24 protein-coding genes are annotated in these 23,620 nt (G+C 58.1%); 6 read left to right on the top strand and 18 right to left on the bottom strand.

All coding sequences use genetic code 11. From position 1 onward, the window contains the following. The first annotated feature begins 6 nt into the window (after positions 1 to 6). The 3 genes from CQ018_RS02415 (at position 7) to CQ018_RS02405 (ending at position 3,578) form a co-directional block, all read left to right on the top strand. The gene (locus CQ018_RS02415) at positions 7 to 1,209 is read left to right on the top strand and encodes a sugar MFS transporter (protein ID WP_258142368.1); all 1,203 of its coding nucleotides are present in this window, start codon (positions 7 to 9) and stop codon (positions 1,207 to 1,209) included. Positions 1,210 to 1,334: 125 nt separating this feature from the next. Next, positions 1,335 to 2,411, top strand: coding sequence for a UDP-N-acetylmuramate dehydrogenase (locus CQ018_RS02410; protein WP_105548358.1), 1,077 nt, complete (start codon positions 1,335 to 1,337; stop codon positions 2,409 to 2,411). Between the two features lie 18 nt (positions 2,412 to 2,429). Further along, entirely contained in the window at positions 2,430 to 3,578 is a 1,149-nt protein-coding gene (locus tag CQ018_RS02405) for a winged helix DNA-binding domain-containing protein (protein WP_105548357.1), read from the top strand. Here CQ018_RS02405 and CQ018_RS02400 read toward each other — a convergent pair. The 15 genes from CQ018_RS02400 to CQ018_RS02330 all read right to left on the bottom strand — a co-directional run bounded on the left by CQ018_RS02400 (position 3,575) and on the right by CQ018_RS02330 (position 18,058). Next, positions 3,575 to 4,033: a hypothetical protein gene (locus CQ018_RS02400; protein WP_146111793.1), complete on the bottom strand. Its 459-nt coding sequence runs from the start codon at positions 4,031 to 4,033 to the stop codon at positions 3,575 to 3,577. The genes CQ018_RS02405 and CQ018_RS02400 overlap by 4 nt on opposite strands. A 178-nt stretch (positions 4,034 to 4,211) precedes the next feature. Then, entirely contained in the window at positions 4,212 to 5,330 is a 1,119-nt protein-coding gene (gene asd, locus CQ018_RS02395) for an aspartate-semialdehyde dehydrogenase (protein WP_105548355.1), read from the bottom strand. Positions 5,331 to 5,418: 88 nt separating this feature from the next. Continuing rightward, positions 5,419 to 5,871 (bottom strand): hypothetical protein, encoded by a 453-nt coding sequence (locus CQ018_RS02390; protein WP_105548354.1) that lies wholly within the window; start codon positions 5,869 to 5,871, stop codon positions 5,419 to 5,421. Continuing rightward, positions 5,868 to 6,113, bottom strand: a complete 246-nt coding sequence (locus CQ018_RS02385) for an NF038396 family protein (RefSeq protein WP_258142367.1) — start codon at positions 6,111 to 6,113, stop codon at positions 5,868 to 5,870. The genes CQ018_RS02390 and CQ018_RS02385 overlap by 4 nt, the downstream gene beginning before the upstream one ends. Next, the gene (locus CQ018_RS02380) at positions 6,110 to 6,682 is read right to left on the bottom strand and encodes a dihydrofolate reductase (RefSeq protein ID WP_105548353.1); all 573 of its coding nucleotides are present in this window, start codon (positions 6,680 to 6,682) and stop codon (positions 6,110 to 6,112) included. Before CQ018_RS02380 ends, CQ018_RS02385 begins: the two co-directional genes overlap by 4 nt. Further along, positions 6,679 to 7,482 carry a thymidylate synthase gene (locus tag CQ018_RS02375; protein WP_105548352.1) on the bottom strand — a complete coding sequence of 268 codons (804 nt, stop codon included), beginning with the start codon at positions 7,480 to 7,482 and terminating at the stop codon, positions 6,679 to 6,681. Before CQ018_RS02375 ends, CQ018_RS02380 begins: the two co-directional genes overlap by 4 nt. Positions 7,483 to 7,509: 27 nt before the next feature. Further along, positions 7,510 to 8,268, bottom strand: a complete 759-nt coding sequence (locus CQ018_RS02370) for a DUF1648 domain-containing protein (RefSeq protein WP_105548351.1) — start codon at positions 8,266 to 8,268, stop codon at positions 7,510 to 7,512. Between the two features lie 45 nt (positions 8,269 to 8,313). Continuing rightward, positions 8,314 to 10,164: a hypothetical protein gene (locus CQ018_RS02365; protein ID WP_105548350.1), complete on the bottom strand. Its 1,851-nt coding sequence runs from the start codon at positions 10,162 to 10,164 to the stop codon at positions 8,314 to 8,316. After that, complete coding sequence (locus CQ018_RS02360) at positions 10,161 to 10,598, bottom strand: GntR family transcriptional regulator (protein ID WP_105548349.1); 438 nt, start codon at positions 10,596 to 10,598, stop codon at positions 10,161 to 10,163. The genes CQ018_RS02365 and CQ018_RS02360 overlap by 4 nt, the downstream gene beginning before the upstream one ends. After that, positions 10,595 to 12,439 (bottom strand): hypothetical protein, encoded by a 1,845-nt coding sequence (locus tag CQ018_RS02355; RefSeq protein ID WP_105548348.1) that lies wholly within the window; start codon positions 12,437 to 12,439, stop codon positions 10,595 to 10,597. Before CQ018_RS02355 ends, CQ018_RS02360 begins: the two co-directional genes overlap by 4 nt. 119 nt (positions 12,440 to 12,558) lie before the next feature. Then, on the bottom strand, positions 12,559 to 12,885 hold the full coding sequence (locus CQ018_RS02350) for a GNAT family N-acetyltransferase (protein WP_105548347.1): 327 nt from the start codon (positions 12,883 to 12,885) through the stop codon (positions 12,559 to 12,561). Positions 12,886 to 12,991: 106 nt separating this feature from the next. Then, positions 12,992 to 13,951 carry an NUDIX hydrolase gene (locus tag CQ018_RS02345; RefSeq protein ID WP_181149693.1) on the bottom strand — a complete coding sequence of 320 codons (960 nt, stop codon included), beginning with the start codon at positions 13,949 to 13,951 and terminating at the stop codon, positions 12,992 to 12,994. Between the two features lie 10 nt (positions 13,952 to 13,961). Beyond that, complete coding sequence (locus CQ018_RS02340) at positions 13,962 to 16,175, bottom strand: RNA degradosome polyphosphate kinase (protein ID WP_105548345.1); 2,214 nt, start codon at positions 16,173 to 16,175, stop codon at positions 13,962 to 13,964. 168 nt (positions 16,176 to 16,343) lie between these two features. Beyond that, a complete protein-coding gene (gene mshD, locus CQ018_RS02335; RefSeq protein ID WP_105548344.1) occupies positions 16,344 to 17,333 on the bottom strand; it encodes a mycothiol synthase in 990 nt (329 codons plus the stop codon). Positions 17,334 to 17,359: 26 nt separating this feature from the next. Next, a complete protein-coding gene (locus CQ018_RS02330; protein WP_105548343.1) occupies positions 17,360 to 18,058 on the bottom strand; it encodes a response regulator transcription factor in 699 nt (232 codons plus the stop codon). Positions 18,059 to 18,303: 245 nt separating this feature from the next. Here CQ018_RS02330 and CQ018_RS02325 point away from each other — a divergent pair, with 245 nt between their 5' ends. The 3 genes from CQ018_RS02325 (at position 18,304) to CQ018_RS02315 (ending at position 21,034) form a co-directional block, all read left to right on the top strand. Beyond that, positions 18,304 to 19,059 carry a hypothetical protein gene (locus CQ018_RS02325; RefSeq protein WP_146111792.1) on the top strand — a complete coding sequence of 252 codons (756 nt, stop codon included), beginning with the start codon at positions 18,304 to 18,306 and terminating at the stop codon, positions 19,057 to 19,059. Between the two features lie 295 nt (positions 19,060 to 19,354). Next, positions 19,355 to 19,954: an FABP family protein gene (locus CQ018_RS02320; protein ID WP_105548341.1), complete on the top strand. Its 600-nt coding sequence runs from the start codon at positions 19,355 to 19,357 to the stop codon at positions 19,952 to 19,954. 6 nt (positions 19,955 to 19,960) lie between these two features. Continuing rightward, entirely contained in the window at positions 19,961 to 21,034 is a 1,074-nt protein-coding gene (locus CQ018_RS02315) for a folate-binding protein YgfZ (protein WP_105548340.1), read from the top strand. A gap of 156 nt (positions 21,035 to 21,190) precedes the next feature. Here CQ018_RS02315 and CQ018_RS02310 read toward each other — a convergent pair whose 3' ends face one another. The 3 genes from CQ018_RS02310 to CQ018_RS02300 form a co-directional block, all read right to left on the bottom strand. After that, positions 21,191 to 21,919, bottom strand: a complete 729-nt coding sequence (locus CQ018_RS02310; RefSeq protein WP_105548339.1) for a hypothetical protein — start codon at positions 21,917 to 21,919, stop codon at positions 21,191 to 21,193. 134 nt (positions 21,920 to 22,053) lie between these two features. Continuing rightward, positions 22,054 to 23,082, bottom strand: coding sequence for an ATP-dependent 6-phosphofructokinase (locus CQ018_RS02305; protein WP_105548338.1), 1,029 nt, complete (start codon positions 23,080 to 23,082; stop codon positions 22,054 to 22,056). 256 nt (positions 23,083 to 23,338) lie between these two features. Next, positions 23,339 to 23,584, bottom strand: a complete 246-nt coding sequence (locus CQ018_RS02300) for a PspC domain-containing protein (RefSeq protein WP_105548337.1) — start codon at positions 23,582 to 23,584, stop codon at positions 23,339 to 23,341. Between the last annotated feature and the right edge of the window lie 36 nt (positions 23,585 to 23,620).

Below are 23,620 nucleotides of genomic sequence, written 5' to 3'. Positions count from 1 at the left end.
AAAGCAGTGGCAAACCCGCAGGTGCTGCCCTGGCGTAACGGAGTCATCGCCGCATACTTTGCCTCTGGACTTGTCATCTCCACGCTCGTGGCACGGCTTCCTTCGGTACGTGATGCCCTAGGCCTGAGCCATGGCGAGGTCGGGCTTTTGCTGCTCTGCATGACCGCTGGATCTTTCCTCTCGGTCTCCGCCTCCGGATTTATTGTGTTGCGCTTGGGATCCAAACGCACCATGATCGCTGGGGCAACTATTGCCTCGCTGGGTATGGCCCTAGTGGGTGCCTCGGCAGCGGGGCTCGGCTCCATCCCGCTCACTGGATTGGCCTTGGCCCTACAAGGGTTGGGAACCGCCAGCTGGAATGTTGCCTCAAATGTTCAGGGTGCGGCCATGGAACGAGCGCTGCGTAAAGGCATTATGCCGGCCCTGCACGGATTTTTCTCGGTGGGCACCGTGGTCGGTGCTGCTGCCGGGGCCGCAGGAGCGGCCCTTCACATCTCCATTGGCTGGCACTTTGGGCTCATGGCGCTGATAGTTGTTTCACTGGTTTATGGTGGCTCACGTACCTTCCAACCCGAAGCAACTGTCACCGGAACCGGACACTCGAATAAATCCTTGCTGGCCGCGGCCTGGCGTGAACCACGCACCCTCGTCTTAGGACTGCTGGTCTTGGGCATGGCCCTGGCCGAAGGTGCCGCGGGGGACTGGGTGGCACTAGCCCTCTCCGATGGGTACGGTTCGGCAAATACGGTGGGTGCCATTGGTTATGGAATATTCGTTTCCGCTATGACCGTTGCCCGCATGCTTGGCGGGCGGATTCTTGACCGTTTTGGTCGTGTTCTTGTCATGCGAGTTTCGGCAGCCAGTGCACTTGCGGGATTATTGCTCTTTGTTTACGGCCCATCGGTAGAAGTAGCGATGCTTGCCCTAGTGCTGTGGGGGTTGGGCGTTGCGCTGAGTTTCCCCATCGCTATGACTGCTGCCTCCGATGATCCGATGCGGGCAGCCGCCCGCGTCTCGGTAGTCTCAACCATTGGTTATGGTGCCTTCCTAGGTGGGCCACCGTTACTGGGTTTACTTGCCGACCGGATTGGATTGCTCAACGCACTGGCAACCGTTGGAGTACTTATAGTGATGTCTTTTGTGTTGGCCTCGGCCACGGCGCCGGTAACCAAGAATGCTGCGCAACCCGCCGCGGAGAAAACCCCTTAAAAATAGGCGCGCAGCGCTACTATCAAGATAAGTGGCCGTACCTCCTAACTTTCAGCTGACCTCACAGCGTCCGTCCACTTCCGCACCTCACCCATAAATAGCATTCCCGCAGACAGGCACGCACCATGAATTCCCCCTCGCTTTCACAGATGACCACCACCGGGGTTGGTGGACGCGCTAGAAACCTGCTGCGCGCCACCACCGAGGATCAAATCATTGCCGTGGTGCGCGATGCGGATGTGCGAGCCGATGATTTGCTGATCATTGCCGGTGGTTCAAACCTCCTGATTGACGATGCGGGATTTGCCGGTACCGTACTGCACCTTGACTCTCGCGGGGTCAGCATCGGTAAGGAACTCAGCGATGGGCGCATCAGGGTTGATGTTGCTGCCGGGCATCCCTGGGATGATGCGGTGGCGCAAACAGTTGCCGCGGGACTCAGCGGGCTCGAGGCGCTTTCCGGTATTCCCGGCTCCGCGGGTGCCACCCCGGTGCAAAACGTTGGTGCCTACGGCTCGGAGGTTGCCCACACCCTGCTGGAGGTGCGAGTCTTTGAACGACGTACCGGTCGCACCAGCTACTTCGGCAATGCGGGATTGGGCTTTGGATACCGCGATTCGCTGCTCAAACGCACCACCACCAATGGGTCACCGGACTTTGTAGTGCTCTCGGTAAGTTTTGCCTTGGAACGCAGCGAGGCCTCCGCCCCGGTGCGCTACAAGGAACTGGCCGCCAGCCTGGGGGTAGAAATTGGTGCACGTGCCAAGGCCACCGATGTGCGCGCCAAGGTTCTTGACCTGCGAGCTTCTAAAGGCATGGTCTTTGATCCAACGGACCGGGATACCTACTCAACCGGGTCATTTTTCACTAACCCGATCGTCGATGCCTCAATCCTAGAAACACTTCCTGACGATGCTCCCCACTATCCAGGTGGAGCCCCGGGAACCGTCAAACTTTCTGCGGCATGGCTTATTGACCGAGCCGGCTTTTCTAAGGGCTTCGGAGTGTCCGGTACTGACGGTGAATCCCTAGCCGGTGGCCGGGCCGCCCTTTCAACCAAGCACACCCTGGCCATTACCAACCGTGGTGGTGCAACAAGTGCAGATATTTTGGCCATTGCTCGGGCCGTACGAGCCGGGGTCAAGGAACGCTTCGGCATTGAACTGCACAATGAACCGCTCTTGATTGGGTGTTCCCTCTAAGGAATCATGGAGTGAATCATGAACCTTGCACCCGTGCACGCCAAACCCCAGCGCACCGTGTTGGCCCGTATGCGTCTGGCCGCCCAAGGATTGGTGCCCGGTGTTCCGATTGCCACGGCACCGACGGCTGCCAGCACCCCGGCCGACGTTGTAGCGACCATGGGAATGATGCAGGCCCAAGATCTTGCTCAAGCCTGCTGGGCGATTGGTGTGCGGCTTCCCGGTTCGCACTTGGAAACTATCCATGCGGCGTTGGCGCACGGGTCGGTGATTCGGTGCTGGGGCGCCCGGGGCACGCTCATGCTGATGTCCCCACAACTACATGCGGCTTTACTTTCGGTCACCGCTCCACGTATGGACGCCGCAATGGCAAGCATCCGCGCCCGAGAGAACATTACGGAAGCGGAAATTGGGAAACTAGCTGCGGTTGCAGCTGACCGGTGTGCTGACAGTGGCGCTACCCGAGCCGAATTGCTTGAGGCCTTCGAGAAGGCAGGCTCATCGGTTACCGGGCAGCGTGGGTATCACTTGATCGTTGCTGTCTCGCTGCGCGGAGTCATCGTCCAAGGCCCGATGGAGCCCGGAAGCACCACCCGTCAACTATTTATGGCTTCCACCCAATGGATCACGCAGAACGACGGTGATCCAGACCCGGAGGTATCCTTGCGCCTCTTGGTGGAGACCTATATCCGTTCCCATGGTCCGGCCACGGCTGCCGACTGTGCGTGGTGGTTGGGCATGCCGGTGCTCGCGGTACGGGCAGCACTCGAAGCCCAAGCACACGAATTGCCCAGCCGGATTCTGGGCGGAGAAACCTATTATTACGCGGTGGAGCATTCCGAGAGGTTTGGCGCGAACTACCGTGGGGGACATCCCGTCTTAGCGCTACCCGGATTTGATGAGCTGATCTTGGGTTATAAGGACCGTTGGCCAACACTCGATGCCGCGCATACGCAGGCCGTCACGCCGGGCAAGAACGGGATTTTCCTACGTACCATCGTTATCGCAGGTCACGTCGTTGGAACCTGGAAGGTGGAAGGTCGCGGTGCCACATTGCACGGAGTGTCTAATCTCTTCGAAGAACCACACAGTGCCACACGGCAATTGGAGATTTCCCGAGCCATCGAGCGCTACCTAAAATTTCGTGGTATTCATGACTCTGCTTAGAGTCGTGCCGCTTGACGAGGCACACGAGCATTCCTTCGCGCACGCCATGCACTACGTAGCGCTAGCCAGATCAATAAGAGAACTAACACTAGCCCGGAAAATAGCGCGACTGCCGCCGCTACCCATGAGGAACCTGAACTCGGTGCGACATCGTGAATTAGTAGTGCCCAGATGACTGCCGGGATAATCCCCGAGGCTAGGGACAACAATGACAGGCACGCGATCATGGCACGGGATGCACCAATATTTCCGGCTATGATCGCCGGAAATGTGCATAGAACCCACGGGATCCATGGGAATGCTAAGGGGAGCCAGAGCCCTTCTTCGTAGATGTTCCAAAGCGGTGCACCTGCAAGCAACGGATCAATGACTACCAGCAAGAGCAACATCAAAAGAGCAGCGAGTAATGGTAAGCACCGCCAGAAAATATTTGGTGCCAACTCGTGAGGGTTCAAGCTCTCATCCTTTGCAAATTGCGGAATTCTGAAACTCATCCTAGTTGGACAAGCCTGTAGAAATGCTGAAGGCTGTCGGCTCCGTACACATGACGGAGCCGACAGCCAACAGATCCCTAGAGGAAAAGAAGCCGCCGGTCGTTAGAGCGCCTAACGACCGGCTGTCATCGAGAACAGACTAGAGGCGGCCCTGCGCGATGGCCAGCATGCGGCGCAGTGGCTCGGCAGCGCCCCAGAGCAGCTGGTCGCCCACGGTGAATGCGGAAATGTAGTTAGGGCCCATTTCCAGCTTGCGGATGCGGCCCACCGGAATATCCAGCGTGCCGGAGGCAGCGACTGGGGTCAAGGCGTCGACGGTGGCTTCCTTGGTGTTCGGAACAACCTTGGCCCACTCGTTGTCCTCGGCCAAAAGCTTTTCAATCTCCGCGACCGAGAGATCCTCGGTGAGCTTGAGAGTCAGTGCCTGAGAGTGCGAGCGCATAGCGCCGATGCGCACGCAGAGTCCGTCCACGACTACCTTGTTTGCCTCGGTGTTGCCAAGGATCTTGTTGGTCTCAACCCCGGCCTTCCACTCTTCCTTGGACTGGCCGTTGCCAAGGTCAGAATCGATCCACGGGATCAGCGAGCCTGCCAGGGGGACGCCGAACTGGGTTGCATCCAGCCCGCCGCGCTGGGCAGCAAGTACCTTGCGGTCGATCTCAAGGATCGCGGAGGCCGGATCGTCGAGCTCGGAGGCAACATGGTTGTTGATGTCACCGAACTGGGTCAGCAGCTCGCGCATGTGGCGTGCCCCGCCACCGGATGCGGCCTGGTAGGTCATCGAAGTGCCCCACTCGACCAAGCCATTCTTGAAAAGACCGCCCAAGCCCATGAGCATGCAGGAGACGGTGCAGTTGCCGCCCACAAAGTCCTTGGTGCCCGAGGCTAGGGATTCGTCGATGACATTGCGGTTGATCGGGTCAAGCACGATGACCGAGTCATCGTTCATGCGCAGAGTCGATGCTGCATCGATCCACAGCCCATCCCAGCCGCGCTTGCGCAAGTCCCCGTGCACCGCCGAGGTGTAGTCTCCGCCCTGAGCGGTAACGATAATGGGCAGCTTGGCCAGGGTGTCTAGGTCATAGGCATCCTGCAGCGCCGGTGCACCCGCGGCGAAAGCCGGGGCGGCACCGCCGGCATTGGAGGTGGAGAAAAATACTGGGTCGAGGTTCGCGAAGTCGCCCTCGTCCTGCATGCGCTGCATCAGAACGGAGCCGACCATGCCGCGGTAACCGACAAAACCAACGGAAGAAGTCATATACCTAGCTTAACCGCTCTGGAGCAGCAAGCCTTATTTGGTTACGCTCTTCAGCAGTGGGGGGGCACCATTCCCTTAGCCGGGGGGCCTAGTGGTTTCTCCACTCCAGGTTAGGCTTGGGCAGTCCCCGAGCCCTGCGCAGCGCCCGTGCCCGATGTTCGGCGCGGCCCAGGTGCATAAAATACCAGCCGAGTGCGCCGAACATGGCCAGCACGAAGATCTGCCCAGTTAGTTCCCCGGCACTGGCTCCGGGGAGGAAGACCAGATAGGTCCCCAGGGCCAGGACGGTGAGCCAACATAGCATGCCGGCACAAAGCATTCCGACCCCACTGGAGATTTTGGCACCCGAACCACCGGTGATGAAACCGATTTCCTCGCGTTTGTAACTGAACAATTCGCCCTCAACGGTGCGCACTAGTCGTCGTGCCTCACCGCGTGCCACTGCCTCTTCATGGACGCGAGTGACCTCGGCATCGCGTTTGTCGCGTGCCGGATCGAACTGCCTGAAGATGCTTTGGGGCGTTGACGACGAATTGGTCATTTCTTGGGGCTGGTCTCGCCTTCGGTCAGTAACTTCTTGCGTGCGCCAACGGCCCACAGCGAGCCGAAGGCAAAGAGCTGGGTAAGGGTCAGTAGGAGAATCAACCCGATGATCTTGGAGCCAGTGAGGATCATAAAGAGACCCAACCCGGCAAAGATCAGTGCAAAAAGTGGGAAGAGCATGTAGCCGAGCACAAAGAGTGCCTCGGGATGCGTCCTCAGGGCCTTGATACTGTCTTTCACGCTGTGCGCTCCCATGCTTCAATACGGTATTTGGTGCCATTGGCCGAGGTGAGCCAGCCGGTATCTGGTTCACTCATTGACTTGTTCCAGCCCGGGGATAGCTCGGGGGAGCGAGTATCGCCCTCGGGGGTGGCATTGATAACCGTCATGACCACAAGGTTTGCCTGCTTGGCGAATGCCGCATAGATTTCTCCGCCGCCGATGACCCAAATTTCTTCGGCTCCGCTCGACGCGCGCGCAACCTTTAGGGCTTCCTCCGGGGAAACCACTGGTAATGCTCCTGCCGCGCTGAGCTCGGCATGAGAAGCTACATCGCGGGTAATGACGATGTTGGTACGCTCCGGTAGCGGACGGAACTTCTGCGGGAACGATTCCCAGGTTTTGCGGCCCATGATCACCGGGTGGCCAAGGGTGGTGCGCTTGAAGTGTGCCAGATCCTCGGGCAGGCTCCACGGCATGGCGCCGTTTTTGCCGATGATACGATCGGCTGCCTCTGCCCAGATCATGCCCAAGCGTTCTGGGCTGGTAGATGCTGCGCGGCGTCCTGCGCTTGAAGTTGTGTTGCTCATACGGCGATGGGGGCCTTAATCGTCGGGTGGTGTTGGTAGTCATCGATCACGAAGTCATCGAGTTCGTAGTCGAACATTGAATCGGGGGTACGCGTGATGCGTAGCTGCGGGTATGGGTACGGCTCACGGGTGAGCTGTTCGTTGACCTGCTCTAGGTGGTTGGTGTAAATGTGGGTATCTCCACCGGTCCAGACAAATTCTCCGGGTGCCAGACCCAGCTGGTCTGCCATCATGCGCGTCAGCAGCGCGTAAGAGGCGATGTTGAACGGAACGCCAAGGAACATATCCGCACTGCGCTGGTAGAGCTGGCAGGAAAGCTTGCCATCGGCAACGTAGAACTGGAAGAAGGCATGGCAGGGCGGCAACGCCATGTTCTCAAGCTCTGCAACATTCCAGGCCGAGACAATGTGTCGGCGGGAGTCTGGGTTTTCACGCAGCGAGTCAATGACCTGAGAAATCTGGTCGATGTGTCGGCCATCCGCGGTGGGCCAAGAACGCCACTGCACTCCATAGACCGGACCCAGCTCACCTTGTTCATCGGCCCATTCATCCCAGATTTTCACGCCATTTTCACGCAGGAAGGAGGTGTTTGAATCTCCACGCAGGAACCAGAGCAGTTCGACGGCAACTGACTTGAAATGCACACGTTTGGTGGTGATCAGTGGGAAGGAGTCGGCGAGGTCAAAGCGCATTTGGCGGCCAAATACGCTCAAGGTGCCGGTGCCTGTCCGGTCCCCCTTGGGGGTGCCATGGGCAAGCACTTCTTTGAGTAGGTCCTCATAAGGAGTTTGAATCGTCACCCCATTAGTCTAGACGGCTCGGGCCCATCAGCTGGAGAGAAGCAGCATAATGCTGGGAAATGCGCTCATGATCACCACGAAAGTAGTGGCAATGATCCGGCCCTTGGGGTTTCCCACGTTGATGGTGGTACCCGAACCGAGTCCCGAACGCTGCGGAACCATGATGGCCGGATCTTCGGGGTTGTTGTAGAGGAACCCCGCAACCCACAGGGAATCGTCCCCTGTTTCTTCCGCGCTGGGGGTGATGCCCAGCTCTGCGGCACGGCGTTTGGCCCACCGTGACCCCATCCAATACAACACTAGCGTGAGCGGCAGCAACAGTGAAGAACCAATCACGATGGGCCATACAGTGCCGGTGTTCTTCGCTTGCCACCCGGCAAAAACCATGGATGAGACGGCAACGGAGAGTCCTAGGGCAACGATTCCCATGAGCATGTTGGTGGCTCGGGCCATTGAAATGCGTTGCACTTTTTTCCAAGTGCTTAGCTCATTACCGCGCGGAATCACCGCCGAAAGTACTACCGAGACGAAGACCAAGAAGGCAAGGATCACGGCGCCGATGATCAGCGGCATGAACGCCGTGCCAGCGCTCTTTGGCGCAAAAACATCCGCTTCTCCGGCCGCGTCCCAATGTGTGGGCATGGGATCTGGCAGAGCGGCGTAGTTGTTGATGCCAAAAATGGTGGTGGCACCGAGCAGTACGGTCGCCGCGATAAAGAGCAGCCAGGGCAGGTGTTTGCCACGCAGTGACGGCAGGGCCGAGGCGGTGGGGTCGCTAAGAGTCATGCCCCAATTCTAATGATCGTATAGTTTTGGGCGAATCGGGGATTCTTACGCGTCGCTAGATACCGAAGGGCGGGTTTTTGCCGCGCGGCGTGAATAAGTAGTTGAGGCAGGCAAGAAGCACATGGCAATACCCAGCACCATGCAGGTGATCTGGAAACCATTCTGGCCACCCTCGCTCCGGGAAATCTCCAGAGCCATGAAGTCCTCATTGGCCAGAAGGCCTGCGGCGATCAACGACACCCCAGCCAGTAGGCGTGCCCCGCGGTGGGCAACAAGAACCCGGATCTCTAGATCCTCCCGAGCGCTGGCACCCTTGAGCACCGGACGGCGCGCAGCACAGCGGTAAAGTAGTACAGCCAATACCGCGGTGATCAGGATGGTTGCACCTACCCAGAGTATGGCGATGCGGTTCTGTTCGGCGGCGTAGATGACGAAATTGGTGCCCGCGGTGAACACCGTTGCCAGAGCACCACAGATCAGCACGACGAACCACGCTGGTAGTAAAGCGGTACGGGGTTCGGCCAACGGGGTGGTGCTACCCAAACGGCGCTGGATGATGAATGTGGCAAGTAATTGGACCAGTAGGTAGGCGACTGCCGCGCAAGCCAGCAGTCCGAGGTAAAGAGATAGTTCATCCAACCGGGCAGCCGCATCGAGCCTGGTCATCCAAGGTGATTCATCGCTCGGCAGCGGGCCGCTATCGGGGGATACCTCAACCGCTGAGCTCATGCTGAAGGTGTTACGGGTACCCAGCAGCCCGAAGATACTGAACAACACCGCCACGAACACGAGGCCCACGCCCTGAGTCAGGAGCAAGAAGTCGCGGGCGCGGATGTAGCCGATGGAAGGATATGCCGCACTGAGACGGTACCGGCTGGCAACATTGGTGAGTCGCGGTGGCTTCCAAGCGAGCAACGCGATAACCAGCAGGAGCATGAACAGGGTGCTGGAGCCGGTGAGTAGATTGGCCAGCGACTCTGCCTCGCGAGAAATCGCAAACCCTGTTTCAGGTGTTGAGTGTTCCCATTCGCTGCGGGCCCGGATTCCTTCGGCAACGTAGGCGAGGGACGCGGCACCGAATCCGGCGACGACAAAGGTGCCGGTGCGCAGTAGTCGGTTGATCCAGGTAGCGCGCAGGATCTTGTTATCTTCCTCGTCCAAGGACTGTAATGGAGGTCGCCGGATAATGATCGTCGCTGCGCTTGCGCAGGCAACCACCACAAGTGCCAGGCCGCCGAGCATCCACGGACCGACCTCGGAACCGGGCTTGGTGCCGGTAATCTCCGCTGCCGGTTCAAGTTCCTCCGGTGGCGTCCAATTTTCGGCGGCATCAACCTCATCTTGGCTCATGACATATCCCCATTCGTCGATGGGGTTTCCGTATTCGTCCCGGCTGCCGTCCCACGGTGCTGAAAGATCTGCCTGATCGACGCGGGCCCGGCTTGGAGCTCCTGGATCGTTCCACGCGGCGATGACCGCTACGGTGCTCAGTGCTACGCAGCCAAGGAGCACCGCGGCCAACGCTCTGGGAATGGCATCCTTGACGCTGCGCACCTCCAAGGACGCCTGGCGCACCGGTTGCAGGTGCCGGGGCCAGGTGAATTGTCCCAAGACATAAACAACACCAAGCCAGAGACCGGGGGACGCCGCATGCATGATCATGGCGGTCACATCCGCCGGGGCGGATGCCTGTGGGTCCGGATTGGCCCACAGATTTGCAAGTCCCGAGGTGCCGCTGGCGAAGAATGCAATCAGGGCCGTCCAAAAGGCGTGTTGTGAGACGGCTTCGATGACGTTGGCGGATTTCGGTGTGGCCACCACAAAGCGCAACAGCATGTAGAGCAGTGCCGCCGAAATCGCTAGGCCGATACCGATGGTGGTTGCTGCGCCGGTCATTCGGAACTCCTGGGGGTGTTTGTCGGTTTGGTAGAGGGTGGCTCTGGCACAGGCGGTTTAAGTGTGCCCATCCGTCCGCGTACCAAGGACAGCAGGGTTTCATCCGCGACGCCCGAGGCCCGAGACTGGTTGATCAGCTCATCAAGCATTGCTTCAAGCGGTGAAGCCGCGGTTTGCGTGGCCGAGCTGGATTTATGAGTCACCACGGTGCCCAGTCGGCGGCGGCTTTCGATGAGGCCAGCTGTTTCAAGTTCCTTGTAGGCGCGGGCCACGGTGCCGGTGGCCACGCCGAGGTCCGAGGCCAGCGCGCGTACCGTGGGCAGCCGGGCGCCGTCGGTCAGCTGTCCCACAGCGATCAGCGAAGCGACTTGGGCGCGGATCTGTTCGTATGGGGGAGTTGCATCACGTAGATCGACGGTGATCAGGGCGCTCATGTGTGCTGCCGGTCTGCTGGTTGCTGGCCGAAGCTAGCGGGAATCGTTGCGGTTGATGCCGGCAGGAAGCATAGGGTCAGACCGACAGTGATCAGGGCCACCTGCACACCAGAAGGACCCATGCTGTTGTAGGTGTCCATATAATCGGCGTAACGGTTGGGTGTCCAGAGATTACTGCTGGACATCATGGCAGCGACGAACAACGAGGTGCCAGCGAATATCCGGGCCCCACGGTGGGCAATGATGACGCGGATCTGGAAATCTTCGTAGGCACTAGCCCCCTTCAACGCTTCCCTGCGTGCCGCGGCGCGGTACAGCAACCAGGCCAGGAGGGCGGTTACTGCCAGGAGAGCCAGCGCCCAGTCTGCCGCTTGCTTGTTTTCGCTCGGTGCGCTGAGTAAGTACGAAGCAGTAAAGACAAGGCCGGTTCCCACCGCGAGTGCAACAACGATCAGGAACCAGCGCGGCAATAGGTTCTTGAAGGGAACATCGACCGGCGTCGAGTCGCCCAAGCGGCGTCTGATGACATAGTTGCCCAGCAAATGAAGGAGGAGATAGGCGCCGACCATTACCGCAAGAGTGAAGGTCGCCCCCGGAAGTTCATCGAGGAATTGTGGCCCGGAGGAGTGCACGAGTTCTTCAACGGTTTCCCCATCCACCTCGGTGACCTGCCAAACCTGTGAGGTCTCAGAGCTCGTGGTCGACCACGAGGGCATGACACCTGCAATGACGATCGCCACCAGGAGCGTTCCCTGAATCAGCAGCAGGAAATCGCGAGCCTTGGAATAGCTTGCCGAGTTCGGAGCATCGGTGCGCGGGGTGTCGGAAAGTTCGTGGGGAAGCCGCGGTGGTGCCCAAAAGGCCATGGCCAGCACGATGACTACCATCCACAGGCTCCCACTTCCCAGCAGCCAATTGACACTCAATCCAGAATCGGAAAACTGGTAGCTGGTATCCGGGTCTTGGGCAACGGCCCAGGTCGCACGATCGCTGGCGGCCTGACCCATATATTGCAGAGCCATGGAGCCGAACCCCGCGCTCACAATGATGGCGGTGCGCAGTAGCCGGTTGATCCAGATCCGCCGCAGGATGTCGTTTTCTTCGGTGCTCAAGGTTTGTAGGGGTGGGCGGTGTGCCACCGTGGCTGTGACGGCCACGACGCTGAGCATCATCAGCGCTAGGCCACCGGCAAGATATGGGCCGACCTGATCGCCCGGACGCGCCCCGTCGATGTTGGAAACATATTCTTGGTCTGCTTCGACGATGAGGTATCCGTCCTCATCGAAGCGGCTCGGGTCGATGGGATTGCCCTGTTCGTCGACGGGATTTCCAAAATCATCGGTTTCGTAGTCACTGATATAGCTGCTGGACTGGTCGATGCCGGTCCGATGTGCCGCCCCGGCATCGTTCCAGGCAAAGCCGATGGCCACCGAGCTCAGCAGGGTAACGATCAGCAGTAACCCGGCAAGGTATGTGGGGATCAGTGCCTTGGCGCTGCGTACCTCAAGAGAGGCCGAGCGGACCGGTTGTAGGTGCCTGGGCCAGGTGAATTGTCCGATGAGGTAGATGATGCCAAGCCAGAGGCCGGGGGCTGCCGCATGCATGACGCGGTTTTCCCAGTTGGATTCGCCGTACGTGGTGAAGCTAGGTAGCGCCCAGAGGTTGCTTAATCCGTTCACACCGCTGGCGAAGAAGGCGATGACGGCCGTCCAAAATGCATGGCTCGAGATATTCCGGGCCCGATTGTTCTGGTGCGAATTGCTAGAAAAGATGCGCAGCAGTAGGAAAATGAATCCCGCCGACAGCGCAACGCCCGTCATGGTCGAGGCGAAATAGGTCATCGAATAGTCCCCCTGGATTGAACTTTGTATCAATGTATCAACTCATTGAGACAAAGTTCAATCTAAAGGGTGCGTGCCGCGCGGTATTGCGTGGCGGAAAGCAGTCTTTTTAGCGCGTACTATCCGGCGAGCATCTCGTGGTATTCCGGGTAACGGCGCAGATAATCCTGCACGTAGGAGCATTCGGGGATGATCTTCACGTGCTTCTTTTGAAGATCCTCGAGCACCAATGTGACAAGTGCTCGGGCATACCCACGTCGGCCGTACTCCTCGTTAATGATGGTGTGTTGCAGCGTGGCAACATCCCCGTCGAGCTGGTAGCCCAAGAATCCCACATAGGTAGCACCATGCCACAGGCTGTAGCGGCCACGGTCGGAATCGTGATCAAGACGCAGTCCCTGATGAGCAATCTTTTGAACGACGGTGCCGTGATTATTCTCGACCATAATGCGCTCCTTGCATATCGCGAAGTACAGATTCAGCTGGCACTACTCAAGAAGTGATTTAGTACCTACTTCGAGCCTACCGCGAGTACCTCGCCAGTGGCAGAAGTTAGTCCTCAAAAGCGTCGTAAACTTCCACCGAGACGAGTTTTCCCTTGCCGGAGGCTGGTTGGTGAACAACTATGAGTGCACCGGGACGAAGATACGGGTCAGCATCGGGAAGAAACTTCACCAAAGAATCTCGAAGCCGCGCAGCCAATTCATCGATCATCAGCGGCAGCACCGGGCGATGCGTGCACACCGCCTGTGAGCGACGCTTATCAAGGAGCTTCGCCACTGCCTTACGCGCCTTTTGGGGATTGCGTGTTGCCTCATGTTCGGTAATCGCATTGATAAGTTTAAGCGTGAAGTGCTGCTGCTTCACATACGGGGTAATAGTCTGCACACAACGAGTCCACGGGCTCGAGGCAACCTTTGCCGGACGCCATGCGTCAAGAAGCCTCGCCACGGCGAGTGCTTGACGCTGCCCGGTGGCGGCAAGCGGCCGCTTACCTTCTTCACGGGTCCAATTCGAACGTGGCTTGGCCTTGGCATGACGCAACACCAAGAATGGCACCGTATCAAGCCGCCCTGCCGTGTGTTCCGCAACCAACGCCTGCAAGGGTTCAAGATCACCCGGATTTGAAATCCATTTGGCGGCCATCTTCGGCGAACACCAACGCACGGCATCGGTCTCTTTACCATCTGGAACCGCCGGTGTGCCAGGGGACTTGGCCGCCCAATAATAGACAACCTTCATCCCGGAACCGACTTGGTATGTCATAGCCGGAAGTGGGATACCCAACTCAATATCGAGTCCCACCTCTTCAAAGACCTCACGGGTTGCACACTCGGGCATCGTTTCACCGGTGTCGATTTTGCCCTTGGGCCAGGACCAATCGTTGTAACGTTCTCGGTGAATCATCAGCACCTCGAGTTCACCGGAGGTGATACGCCAAATAATGGCACCGGCGGCCTCAACGGCAAAGGAACCCTCACGAACCTCAACGGGATCGCTGGAGCGAAGCATGTGCACCTTTCTAGCGCCTCACTGCCGTACGCTGACGGGCCCGGGATTCAAGTAACCAAGATTGAATATCTTCAAGCGGTGCACCATTTTCATCCTTGTGGTGACGCGTCCAATCGCCATCCGAATCAAGATGCCAGCTTGCCGTTCCCGCATCCATATAACGGTCAAGAAGCGTCACCAGCTCCGCAATATCTTCATGGCTACTGAGCGAGACAAGGGCTTCAACACGGCGGTCAAGATTACGGTGCATCATATCCGCCGAACCAATGTACACAATCGGCGTACCGGCATTGGCAAACATGAACACGCGTGAGTGCTCAAGGAAACGGCCAAGCACCGAGCGAACCCGAATATTTTCACTCAGCCCGGCAATGCCCGGACGCAGCGCACAGATGCCACGCACGATCACATCGACCGAAACCCCGGCCTGGCTGGCACGATACAGTGCATCGATAATTGCCTCATCAACCATCGAGTTCACCTTGATGACCACGCGGGCGGCAAGACCTGCCTTGCGGTTAGCGATTTCCGCTTCGATCCGATCGATCAGCCCCGACCGCAGCGAACGCGGTGCCACCAACAGGCGTTTAAACGTTGAGCGTGGTGCGTAGCCGGAGAGCTGGTTGAACAGGTGGGAAAGATCCTCACCCACCTGGTCATCGCTGGTCAACAGGCCCAGATCCTCGTAGTAGCGGGCAGTGCGTGGATGATAATTGCCGGTGCCAATGTGGCAATAACGACGTAGCTTATCGCCCTCGCGACGGATCACCAAGGAGAGCTTGGAGTGGGTTTTGAGCCCGACGATCCCATAGACAACGTGCACGCCCGCCTGCTCGAGCTTCCGCGCCCAGGAGATATTTGCTTGCTCGTCGAATCTGGCTTTAATTTCCACCAGGGCGAGAACCTGTTTACCGGATTCGGCGGCATCAATCAGCGCATCGACGATCGGAGAATCGCCACTGGTGCGGTACAAGGTCTGCTTAATGGCCATGACCTTTGGATCGTTTGCCGCCTGCTCCAAGAACGCCTGAACGGAGGTGGAGAACGAATCGTAGGGGTGATGGAGCAAGATATCCCGGCGGCGCATTGCCGCAAAGACGTTTGCTGCCTTAGAGGTTTCCGACTCATTGAGGTAGCGGGACGTATGAGCCAGCTGCTTGGGGTAATGCAGGTCGGCGCGGTCAATATTGGCGATCACACCCAGCCCACGCAAATCCAGCGGTGAAGGCAGCGCAAATACCTCGTCTTCTTCAACCCCAAGTTCCCGTACCAGCAAGGCACGAATATTCGGGGCAATATCGTCTACTACCTCAAGTCGTACCGGGGGACCGAAACGACGACGCAGCAGTTCCTTCTCCAACGCCTGGAGTAGATTTTCCGCATCGTCTTCCTCAACCTCAAGGTCCTCATTGCGGGTGACCCGGAAGAAATGATGCTCAACAATTTCCATGCCGGCAAAGAGGTATTCGAGGTGTTGGGCGATGACATCTTCGAGGGTGACAAAGCGGGCGACGCGTCCAGCGGTATTTCCGGCACGCGGGCCATCGACGGAGATCAACCGGGGCATGGTGTCCGGGACCTTGAGTCGGGCAAAAAGTTCCTTGCCTGATACCGGGTTGCGCACCACCACGGCTAGGTTGAGCGACAGTCCGGAAATATAGGGGAAGGGGTGCGCCGGGTCCACCGCCAGCGGGGTCAGAATGGGGAAGACCTGGTTGATGAACCAACGATGCAGCTCGTTCTGGGCACGCTCGTCGAGCTCTTCCCAGCTGGTGAGCAAGATCTTTTCCGCTTCGAGGGCGGGGCGTACCTGCTCGGCGAAAACCTGTGCATGACGTAGCTGCAGGGCATGGGCATCGGCAAGGATCATTTCCAACTGATCTACCGGGTTCATGCCGGCCGCCGAGGGCACCGCAAGCCCGGTGGCGATGCGGCGTTTGAGTCCTGCGACGCGGACCATGAAGAACTCATCGAGATTTGAGGAGAAGATCGAGAGGAAATTTACCCGTTCGAGTAAGGCGAGCTCCGGGTCTTCGGCAAGTTCTAGCACGCGGGCGTTGAAGTGTAGCCAGCTCAGTTCGCGGTCAAGGAACCTATCATCGGCAAAATCACCGTCCGGAAGCGCCGCGGGTTCAAAGTCCGGTAGCTCAATGCGGTCTTGGGTGGCGCGTGCCGCTGGCACATCGGTTATTCCCAAGGAGGAGGTGGCTGGTTGCGGATCCATCAATATGCCCCTAGGTCGTTCGGGTGGTGGCGAGCTATCTGGTGCTGAAAATTAGTGCTGTGATGTTACGTGCCGGCGTAAGAAAAATGATCTTTCTGTCCGGATAACAGAAGCAAGCCGCGTATCTCGCGGAATTACCGACGGATACGCGGCTGTGCGTCGATAGTTCTACTCTACCGAATCAGTTCCGGTTGCTGGGGCGTACATGACATCGACATCCCACCTGGTGAAACCTAGCTTGCGGTAGAGCGAGACGGCGGCGGTGTTATCCGCATCCACATACAGCATCAACGCTTCTAGGCCCTTAGAGTTCAGATGCCTAATCCCGGCAAGCGTTAGCGCTTTCCCCAGACCGGTTCCCTGAGCTTGTGGAGTCACTCCCACCACGTAGATCTCACCCAATCCCAGGCCCGCACCGGAATCTGCCGAGGCAAGCGCCGGATGCACCTTGGTCCAGTGGAAGCCAAGAATCGTGTCTTGTTCATCGACAGCCAACAAGAATCCTTCTGGATCAAACCAATCCTCAGCCATGCGCGCCTGAAGATCGGCAAGGGTCAACGCGCCTTGTTCCTGATGATGGGCGAACGCCGCAGCATTTGCCGCAACCCACGCCGGGCCATCGGTGGCCGGGTTGAATGTGCGAATCCGGGTCCCGGAAGGCATCACCGGTGCCGGAATATCGTCGCCATGAACCAGCCGCATGCGCCAAAGTTCACGCACCGAGATGAAACCATGTTGTTCGGCCAACCGTGCCGCACCCTCATGATTGCCATGAGCCCACGCCCGCAAACCCGCTAGCTTGATCCGCGAGGCAAGGCTTTCCAAAAGGGCAGTTGCAATGCCATCTTCACGAAATGCCGGATGCACCGCCAGCTCCAGCGTGCCGGGTGTCCCGGCAGCACCCAAAACCGCAATTGCCGCACCCACGAGCTCGCCGGAGGCGTAGTCCTTGGCTTCCTGCAGGTAGGCATAGGCACCAAGGATCGCATCGGGATCGGACTCGGTACGTAACTGCAATAACGTTTGTTCGCTCAGGGGAGGATTGCCATCGGCTTCATGAGCGGCTGTGACAAGTGTGTGCACAGCAAGCTGGACCTCTGGCTCCGGGGAACCCTTGAGCAGATCGATGGAGACTTGGGGGTTTCGGACGGCGTTCATACACCTAAAGATAGCCCCGGAGCCGGCTAAGCGTCGATGACCTCGGTATTTTCGTGTCGTATTGGAGTGAAACGGTAGCCAACATTACGTACCGTGCCGATCAACTGCTCATGATCGGTTCCGAGTTTGGCGCGCAGCCGACGCACGTGGACATCAACGGTGCGGGTTCCCCCGTAGTAGTCATAACCCCACACCTCGTGGAGTAATTGTTCGCGGCTAAAGACGCGGCCCGGGTGCTGTACCAGGTATTTGAGCAGCTCAAATTCCTTGTAGGTCAGGTTCAGCGGGGAACCATGGACCTTGGCGGTGTAACTGGCTTCGTCAATCACAACACCTGCGGCACGAATCGGAACACTTTCCGGCTCCGCTGCGGGTGCTGTGCGCCCCATGGCCAGTCGAAACCTGGCCTCAATTTCGGCAGGTCCAGCACTTTCCAACAACACATCATCGACCTGCCACGACGCAGAGACCGCCGCCATGCCACCTTCGGTGAGTACCAAAACCACCGGGCATGATGTTCCGGTGGATCGCAGTAATTGGCATAGTGTGCGAGAAGCAACAAGATCGTTGCGTCCATCAACCAGGATCAGTGCGGCACCCTCTGCTTCGAGCAACGCAGCTGAGTGTGCCGGAAGCGTACGTACCTGGTGGGAGAGCAGCTCAAGTGCGGGCAATGCGGCAGGGGAGTGTGCCGGTGCATTGCTCAGCAGAAGGATGCTTGCCACGGTGTGCCCCTTTGGATTGGCGATAGCGGATCAGAATCCGGGCACTACGCTGGGCTCGGGTGCCTACAAGAAGTATAGGTTGCCGCGTGGCACCCACTTTTTCCTATTTCTTGGTTTCCTCAGGAGAAAACCCAGAGCTGGTGGGTGTGTCGGGAGTGCAAATACTGAACTTTTAGCGCGGCGCGACAGCGAAAAGGACTTGTCAAATAGCGGCCCGCAGGCTGAGATAAGGCAGGATGGAGATTGTGAGACTCAAAGTTTTGGCCACAGGTTCAATTGCCCTTGCCCTTATTATCGGTGCCAGCTATCTGCCGATTGCGGCGGGCTGGCCGGTATCGATAGTGCTCCTGGTGGTACTTGCGGTATTCGCCGCGGGCTGGCCACGGCTGCTCAAGGTCCCTTCACCTAACCCGGTGAGCCTGCTTATTTTCATCGGTTCTGCTGCAGCCACCATTTTGGCTTCGTTTCCCTTGAAACTAGACAGCGCCGGGATGCTATGGCTCGCACCAATTATTGGTGTGGGAGCCATATTTATGTTCCTCACACAGCTTTTTCGTGGCACCGATGCCAAGGCCCGACTCGAGTCGGTGGCCATCGGCATCAGCGGTCTAGTCATTGGCAGCCTGGGTTCCGGATGGGTGGCACTGGGAAGTAATACTCAGTGGCGCGCGGTGGCTCTGATCGCGGGGCTGAGCATCTTTGCAGCGGCGATTCCCGGAGTCTTACGTCTGCCCGACCGTATCGTCTTTCCCCTGGGTTTCCTCCTTGCGGTACTCGTAGGAGGTGCCGCGAGCATGTTCGATAACAATGTCAATGTAGTTCCCGGCCTGGTGCTCGGAGCCGCCTGCGGCCTGGTGATTGTCGGTGCACGAGCCATGTTGGTCTCCGCCAGGGGCCCGCGCAACACGCTGCAAATGCTTGCTGCTTCAAGCGCACCACTACTTCTCTGCGGTGCTGTGGTTTGGTACGTGCACTTGATCCGCCTCGAATTCGTCTTTTAATTCCAGCGGGCAAGGTTTCCAGACACGCGGCCCCACGTTCCGTGGTGGATGTGCGAAGAGGTAAAGCTTAGGACCTCATGACTAGTTATCGCCCGTTAAGTCATCAAATCCCAGACCGCACCCAAGAACCGGTTAGGATGGAGACATGACTGAAAACTACCTTGGCCTTGAGATCTTCTTCCTTTCCCTGCTTTCCCTTGCAGGCCTCGGCATGGCGGGCTTTGCTGCTCTCGTCGTGACCCGCCTCTTCAAGGGTCAGAAGTAATTTAGAAACACTGCAGGAAGCACACGCGTCATGGCAATTGAAATCCCTACCGATCTAACCCCCGAATTAGTGCCGCTCTCGTGGCTCCTAGGAACCTGGGAAGGCCTCGGCCGTCTAGGCGAGGGAGAAGACGGGGATGAACATTTTTGGCAGCGCATGAGCTTCACCCAGAACGGCCTGCCGTTCTTGGAATACCGATCCGAATCTTGGGTGACAGATGAGCAGGGCAATAAATTGCGTCCGCTCTCGGTTGAAACCGGATTCTGGTCACTGGAACGCCCCATGGTTGAAGGCGATCTTGGTCCGGGGATGACACCCGGAGATGTTGTACCTACCCTACGATCAGCGCAGGACGTCGAAGACCTGCGAAGCGACGACGGTGGATTCAAGATCCAAGCCAATATCTCTCACCCGGGGGCGATCTCCGAACTTTACTACGGGGTCATCAAAGGCCCACAGATCCAACTCGCGACCGACCTCGTCATGCGCGGCACCAATGCTAAATCCTATGCTTCGGCAACCCGCATCTACGGGCTTGTCAACGGCGATTTGTATTGGCGTTGGGACCTCTCCACCGGCGGCAATGACTTGCAGGCTCACGCCTCGGCCGCACTCAAGAAACAGGCATAAAAACCCATGGCTCTCTCGCCTTTGCTCTCCCGTCCAGCTGCTGTGGCAGGAACCGGTGTTGATCAGGGCGTGGCTGCCCACTACGGCGAACCAAATATTGAACAACGCCGCCTGCTTGCCGGCGAAGCCGTTGCCGATATGTCCCACTTTGATGTTGTGACGCTCGCCGGAGAAGACCGCCTGAGCTGGTTGAATACACTTTCCAGTCAGTTGCTTGAGAACTTGAATCCGGGTCAAAGCACCCAAACACTGCTGCTGACGGTTCAAGGCCGCATCGAATATGACATCCGCATCCTTGCCGATGAGGACAAGTTGTGGATGATTGTGGAACCCGGGCAGGGCGCACCGCTTGCCGCATGGTTGGATCGCATGCGGTTCATGTTGCGAGTTGAAGTAACCGATGTCAGCGATACGTATGGACTAATTGGTTCCTGCACCCGGCAAAGCACACTTGAGGCTTACCGGTGCTGGGTGGATTCGTGGCCAAATATTAGCCCCGGTGGCTATGCCTACTCGGCAGGTGAACACCCGGGGATTGAACGCCCATGGTTTGAATACATCGTGCCGCTGACCGAACTGGAAACCGCCGTTGGCGATCTAGCACTTTCCGGTATGTTGGCTGTTGAAGCCTTGCGCGTGGCGGCCTGGCGACCACGCTTCGGCATCGACACTGATGATAAGACAATCCCTCACGAACTTGACTTGATCCGTACCGCGGTACACCTGGACAAAGGTTGCTACAAGGGGCAAGAAACTGTCGCCCGGGTACACAATATTGGCCGACCGCCACGTCGGATTGTTTTCTTACAGCTCGATGGTTCGATGCACACACTTCCGGCGGTTGGCTCGGAAGTCCAGCTCAGCGGCAAGACCGTGGGTAAGGTGACCAGCATGGTAACTCATTTTGAGGCCGGCCCCATTGCGCTGGCTGTCGTGAAACGCAATATTGATCCAGACACTGACCTGCAAGTTATTGATGGGGAAGATTCTTATGCCGCGGCACAAGAAGTAATAGTTTCTCCCGATGCGGGTCAGACGGCGGGACGCTTTACCGGGTTCCTGCGCACCCCGCCCCAGTAATAAACCTCAACACCATCAGATGCGTGCGCCGCGTGAGAAGAACATTTTTCATGCGGCGCACGCATCAGCGTTTAATGGCTGTAACAGCATCTAGAGGGTACTTAGCGCCACCGACAAGCTATATACGAGGCGAGTTCTTCGGCAATCTCGGTGCTACTAAAGCCCATTGTGAAGTTTGATGTTTAGCAGGGAACCAACAAGCTCAAACCCCAATGAGGTTGCGAGGGCACTCGCTGCGTCTTGCCCGTCCTTGATGCGGGCCTGCGGGATCAGCCCCTCGGAGAGGGCGGCATCGACAACCAACGCCGCTGCGTACCGTCCCAGTCCATAGCCGCGCATCCGTGGCTCTGTGAGCACCGTGGTGTCTGCGAGTAATCCACTCGGAGCCCAATAACTTGCGGCTGCCACCGGCAGGTCCTGATCCTCGGGGAATAGCACAAAGCAGCTATCACAACCGGAGAGCATGGTGCTTGAGGCATCATCGCGAGGACTACGGTCGCGCAATTTCTCGAGATCGCTTAGGGCTGTGGAGACCACAACGCTATCGGATTCAACGATCTCAAATGGTGAATCAACGTAGGTCAGTGCATCAACGCCTAGCGAACGCACCGAGGGCGCCGAACCATCGGCATGCAGCAGTGCAACAAGTGCCCGGTCATCGAGGAAGACATCCTGGGGAGCTTGCCGCAACATTGGAAGCAACGCTTCGGGGGCTCGTACCACCTGATGGTCGCCTAAATGAAGTACCTGTACACCATCGGTGCCCATGGATGGGACAAAAAGTGCAACGGGCTCGCGGTCGGGCTGAAGCGCGGAGTCGGGGACACCGAGTTCACGGGACCAAGCAAGAGCAATAATGGCACGGGTGCCAAATTCAAGATTCACGTTTCGAGCCTAATGCATGAGACCCGCGTGTTGCGTACAAAAAATGGTGCACCACGCCAATTGGGAGGGGTGCACCATTGATGTTGTGCTAACAATTTTGCGTTGCCAGTAAAGTCACCTAGTAGCCAAAGATATTAGCCAAAGAGGATACTAGCCTCATCGTAACGTTCTTGGGGAACACGCTTGAGGTTATTTAGCGCCGCTTGGAACGGCACCCTGTTAATCTTGGTGCCACGCAACGCAACCATCGAACCCCAGGCTTCATCGGCCACCGAATCAACTGCTGCCATACCCAATCGGGTAGCAAGCACGCGGTCAAAGGCGCTTGGCACGCCGCCACGCTGGATATGCCCGAGTACCGTGGCACGAGTTTCAATGCCCGTAGCGGCCTCAATAAAGGGGGCCAGCTGCTCACCGATGCCGCCCAAACGTGGACGGCCAAAGGCGTCTAGCCCACGGTCGGAGAATGCCGCGTCGGCGCCCTCGGGGACAAAGCCCTCGGCAACGACCACCAGCGGGGCACGTCCTCGGTCATGTGCTTCACGAACCCATGTGTAGATCTGTTCCATGGTTGTTGACTGCTCGGGGATTAAGATGGCATGAGCGCCGGCAGCCATGCCCGCGTGCATGGCGATCCAGCCCACGTGGCGGCCCATGACCTCGGCAATCATGCACCGGTGGTGTGATTCGCCGGTGGTGCGCAACCGGTCGATGGCCTCAACAGCGATCTGGTTGGCGGTGTCAAAACCGAAGGTGTAATCGGTGGCGTCAAGATCATTGTCGATGGTCTTGGGCACTCCAACAATTTTGAGTCCGGCATCGGTAAGGCGCTTGGCTCCTGCCAATGTTCCCTCGCCACCAATGGCAATGATCGCATCAACACCCACCCTGGCCAGCGTGGCCTTGATGTTCTCAGGTCCGCTATTTTCGCCCTCAAACGCATTGGTGCGTGAGGTACCTATGATGGTGCCACCCTGTTTGGAGATGCCACGCACGGCGGTGCGGGGAAGCTCGATGAAATCCCCATCCTTGACACCGCGCCAGCCATCACGAAAACCAACAAATTCATGCCCGTAGGTCTTAATGCCGTTGAGAACCGCTCCGCGAATTACCGCGTTGAGTCCCGGGCAGTCTCCGCCACTTGTCATGATGCCAATGCGCATGCCAACTCAATTCTTCGTTTGTGCTCGTCTTTCGGCAGGTGAATGCCGAAGTGGGTGTTTCGGAGCGCGACGTTGAGCTCGCCGTGCTCCAGTCTAGCCAAGCCGGGGTAGTGATGACCAACACCGCACCAAAGTACTACGCGCCGAAGGCAACACCCGACGCCGTTTCCGCCCCCCATGAAGCAGCGCTTAAGGGGCAACAAAAAACCGGTGCAGAGGGATTTGTCGGTCATCTGCACCGGTCTAAGACCCGAAGCTATTTAAAGGAGCGAATGATTTTCTGCAGCGCAATCGAATCATCCTGGGCCGGAATCAGCAACCAGGCAACGATGTAGGCGCCAAGACCCAAGACGGGTAGCAGGAAGCTCAGGAGCACCGCGATGCGCACCAGCGTTACATCCCACCCGAATTTGTCTGAGATGCCACCGGCAATGCCGGCGACAAGGCGCTTGGGTCCACGGCGGAAGGGGATGGAACGGATCGAATTGAAGAAGGAGTCCATGTCGGCAAGTCTTTCATGTAGCGGACCCAATGTGGG

It is taken from the genome of Arthrobacter sp. MYb227 (assembly GCF_002975435.1).
GTDB lineage: Bacteria > Actinomycetota > Actinomycetes > Actinomycetales > Micrococcaceae > Paeniglutamicibacter.
This window is presented reverse-complemented; position numbering and strand designations above follow the sequence as displayed.

Excerpts from the sequence above, each read along its gene's own strand:
- CQ018_RS02410 (WP_105548358.1), top strand. The coding sequence starts at position 1,335 with ATGAATTCCCCCTCGCTTTCACAGATGACCACCACCGGGGTTGGTGGA.
- CQ018_RS02405 (WP_105548357.1), top strand. The coding sequence starts at position 2,430 with ATGAACCTTGCACCCGTGCACGCCAAACCCCAGCGCACCGTGTTGGCC.
- asd (WP_105548355.1), bottom strand. The coding sequence starts at position 5,330 with ATGACTTCTTCCGTTGGTTTTGTCGGTTACCGCGGCATGGTCGGCTCC.
- CQ018_RS02390 (WP_105548354.1), bottom strand. The coding sequence starts at position 5,871 with ATGACCAATTCGTCGTCAACGCCCCAAAGCATCTTCAGGCAGTTCGAT.
- CQ018_RS02380 (WP_105548353.1), bottom strand. The coding sequence starts at position 6,682 with ATGAGCAACACAACTTCAAGCGCAGGACGCCGCGCAGCATCTACCAGC.
- CQ018_RS02370 (WP_105548351.1), bottom strand. The coding sequence starts at position 8,268 with ATGACTCTTAGCGACCCCACCGCCTCGGCCCTGCCGTCACTGCGTGGC.
- CQ018_RS02365 (WP_105548350.1), bottom strand. The coding sequence starts at position 10,164 with ATGACCGGCGCAGCAACCACCATCGGTATCGGCCTAGCGATTTCGGCG.
- CQ018_RS02360 (WP_105548349.1), bottom strand. The coding sequence starts at position 10,598 with ATGAGCGCCCTGATCACCGTCGATCTACGTGATGCAACTCCCCCATAC.
- CQ018_RS02355 (WP_105548348.1), bottom strand. The coding sequence starts at position 12,439 with ATGACCTATTTCGCCTCGACCATGACGGGCGTTGCGCTGTCGGCGGGA.
- CQ018_RS02350 (WP_105548347.1), bottom strand. The coding sequence starts at position 12,885 with ATGGTCGAGAATAATCACGGCACCGTCGTTCAAAAGATTGCTCATCAG.
- CQ018_RS02345 (WP_181149693.1), bottom strand. The coding sequence starts at position 13,951 with ATGCTTCGCTCCAGCGATCCCGTTGAGGTTCGTGAGGGTTCCTTTGCC.
- CQ018_RS02340 (WP_105548345.1), bottom strand. The coding sequence starts at position 16,175 with ATGGATCCGCAACCAGCCACCTCCTCCTTGGGAATAACCGATGTGCCA.
- mshD (WP_105548344.1), bottom strand. The coding sequence starts at position 17,333 with ATGAACGCCGTCCGAAACCCCCAAGTCTCCATCGATCTGCTCAAGGGT.
- CQ018_RS02320 (WP_105548341.1), top strand. The coding sequence starts at position 19,355 with ATGGCAATTGAAATCCCTACCGATCTAACCCCCGAATTAGTGCCGCTC.
- CQ018_RS02315 (WP_105548340.1), top strand. The coding sequence starts at position 19,961 with ATGGCTCTCTCGCCTTTGCTCTCCCGTCCAGCTGCTGTGGCAGGAACC.
- CQ018_RS02305 (WP_105548338.1), bottom strand. The coding sequence starts at position 23,082 with ATGCGCATTGGCATCATGACAAGTGGCGGAGACTGCCCGGGACTCAAC.
- CQ018_RS02300 (WP_105548337.1), bottom strand. The coding sequence starts at position 23,584 with ATGGACTCCTTCTTCAATTCGATCCGTTCCATCCCCTTCCGCCGTGGA.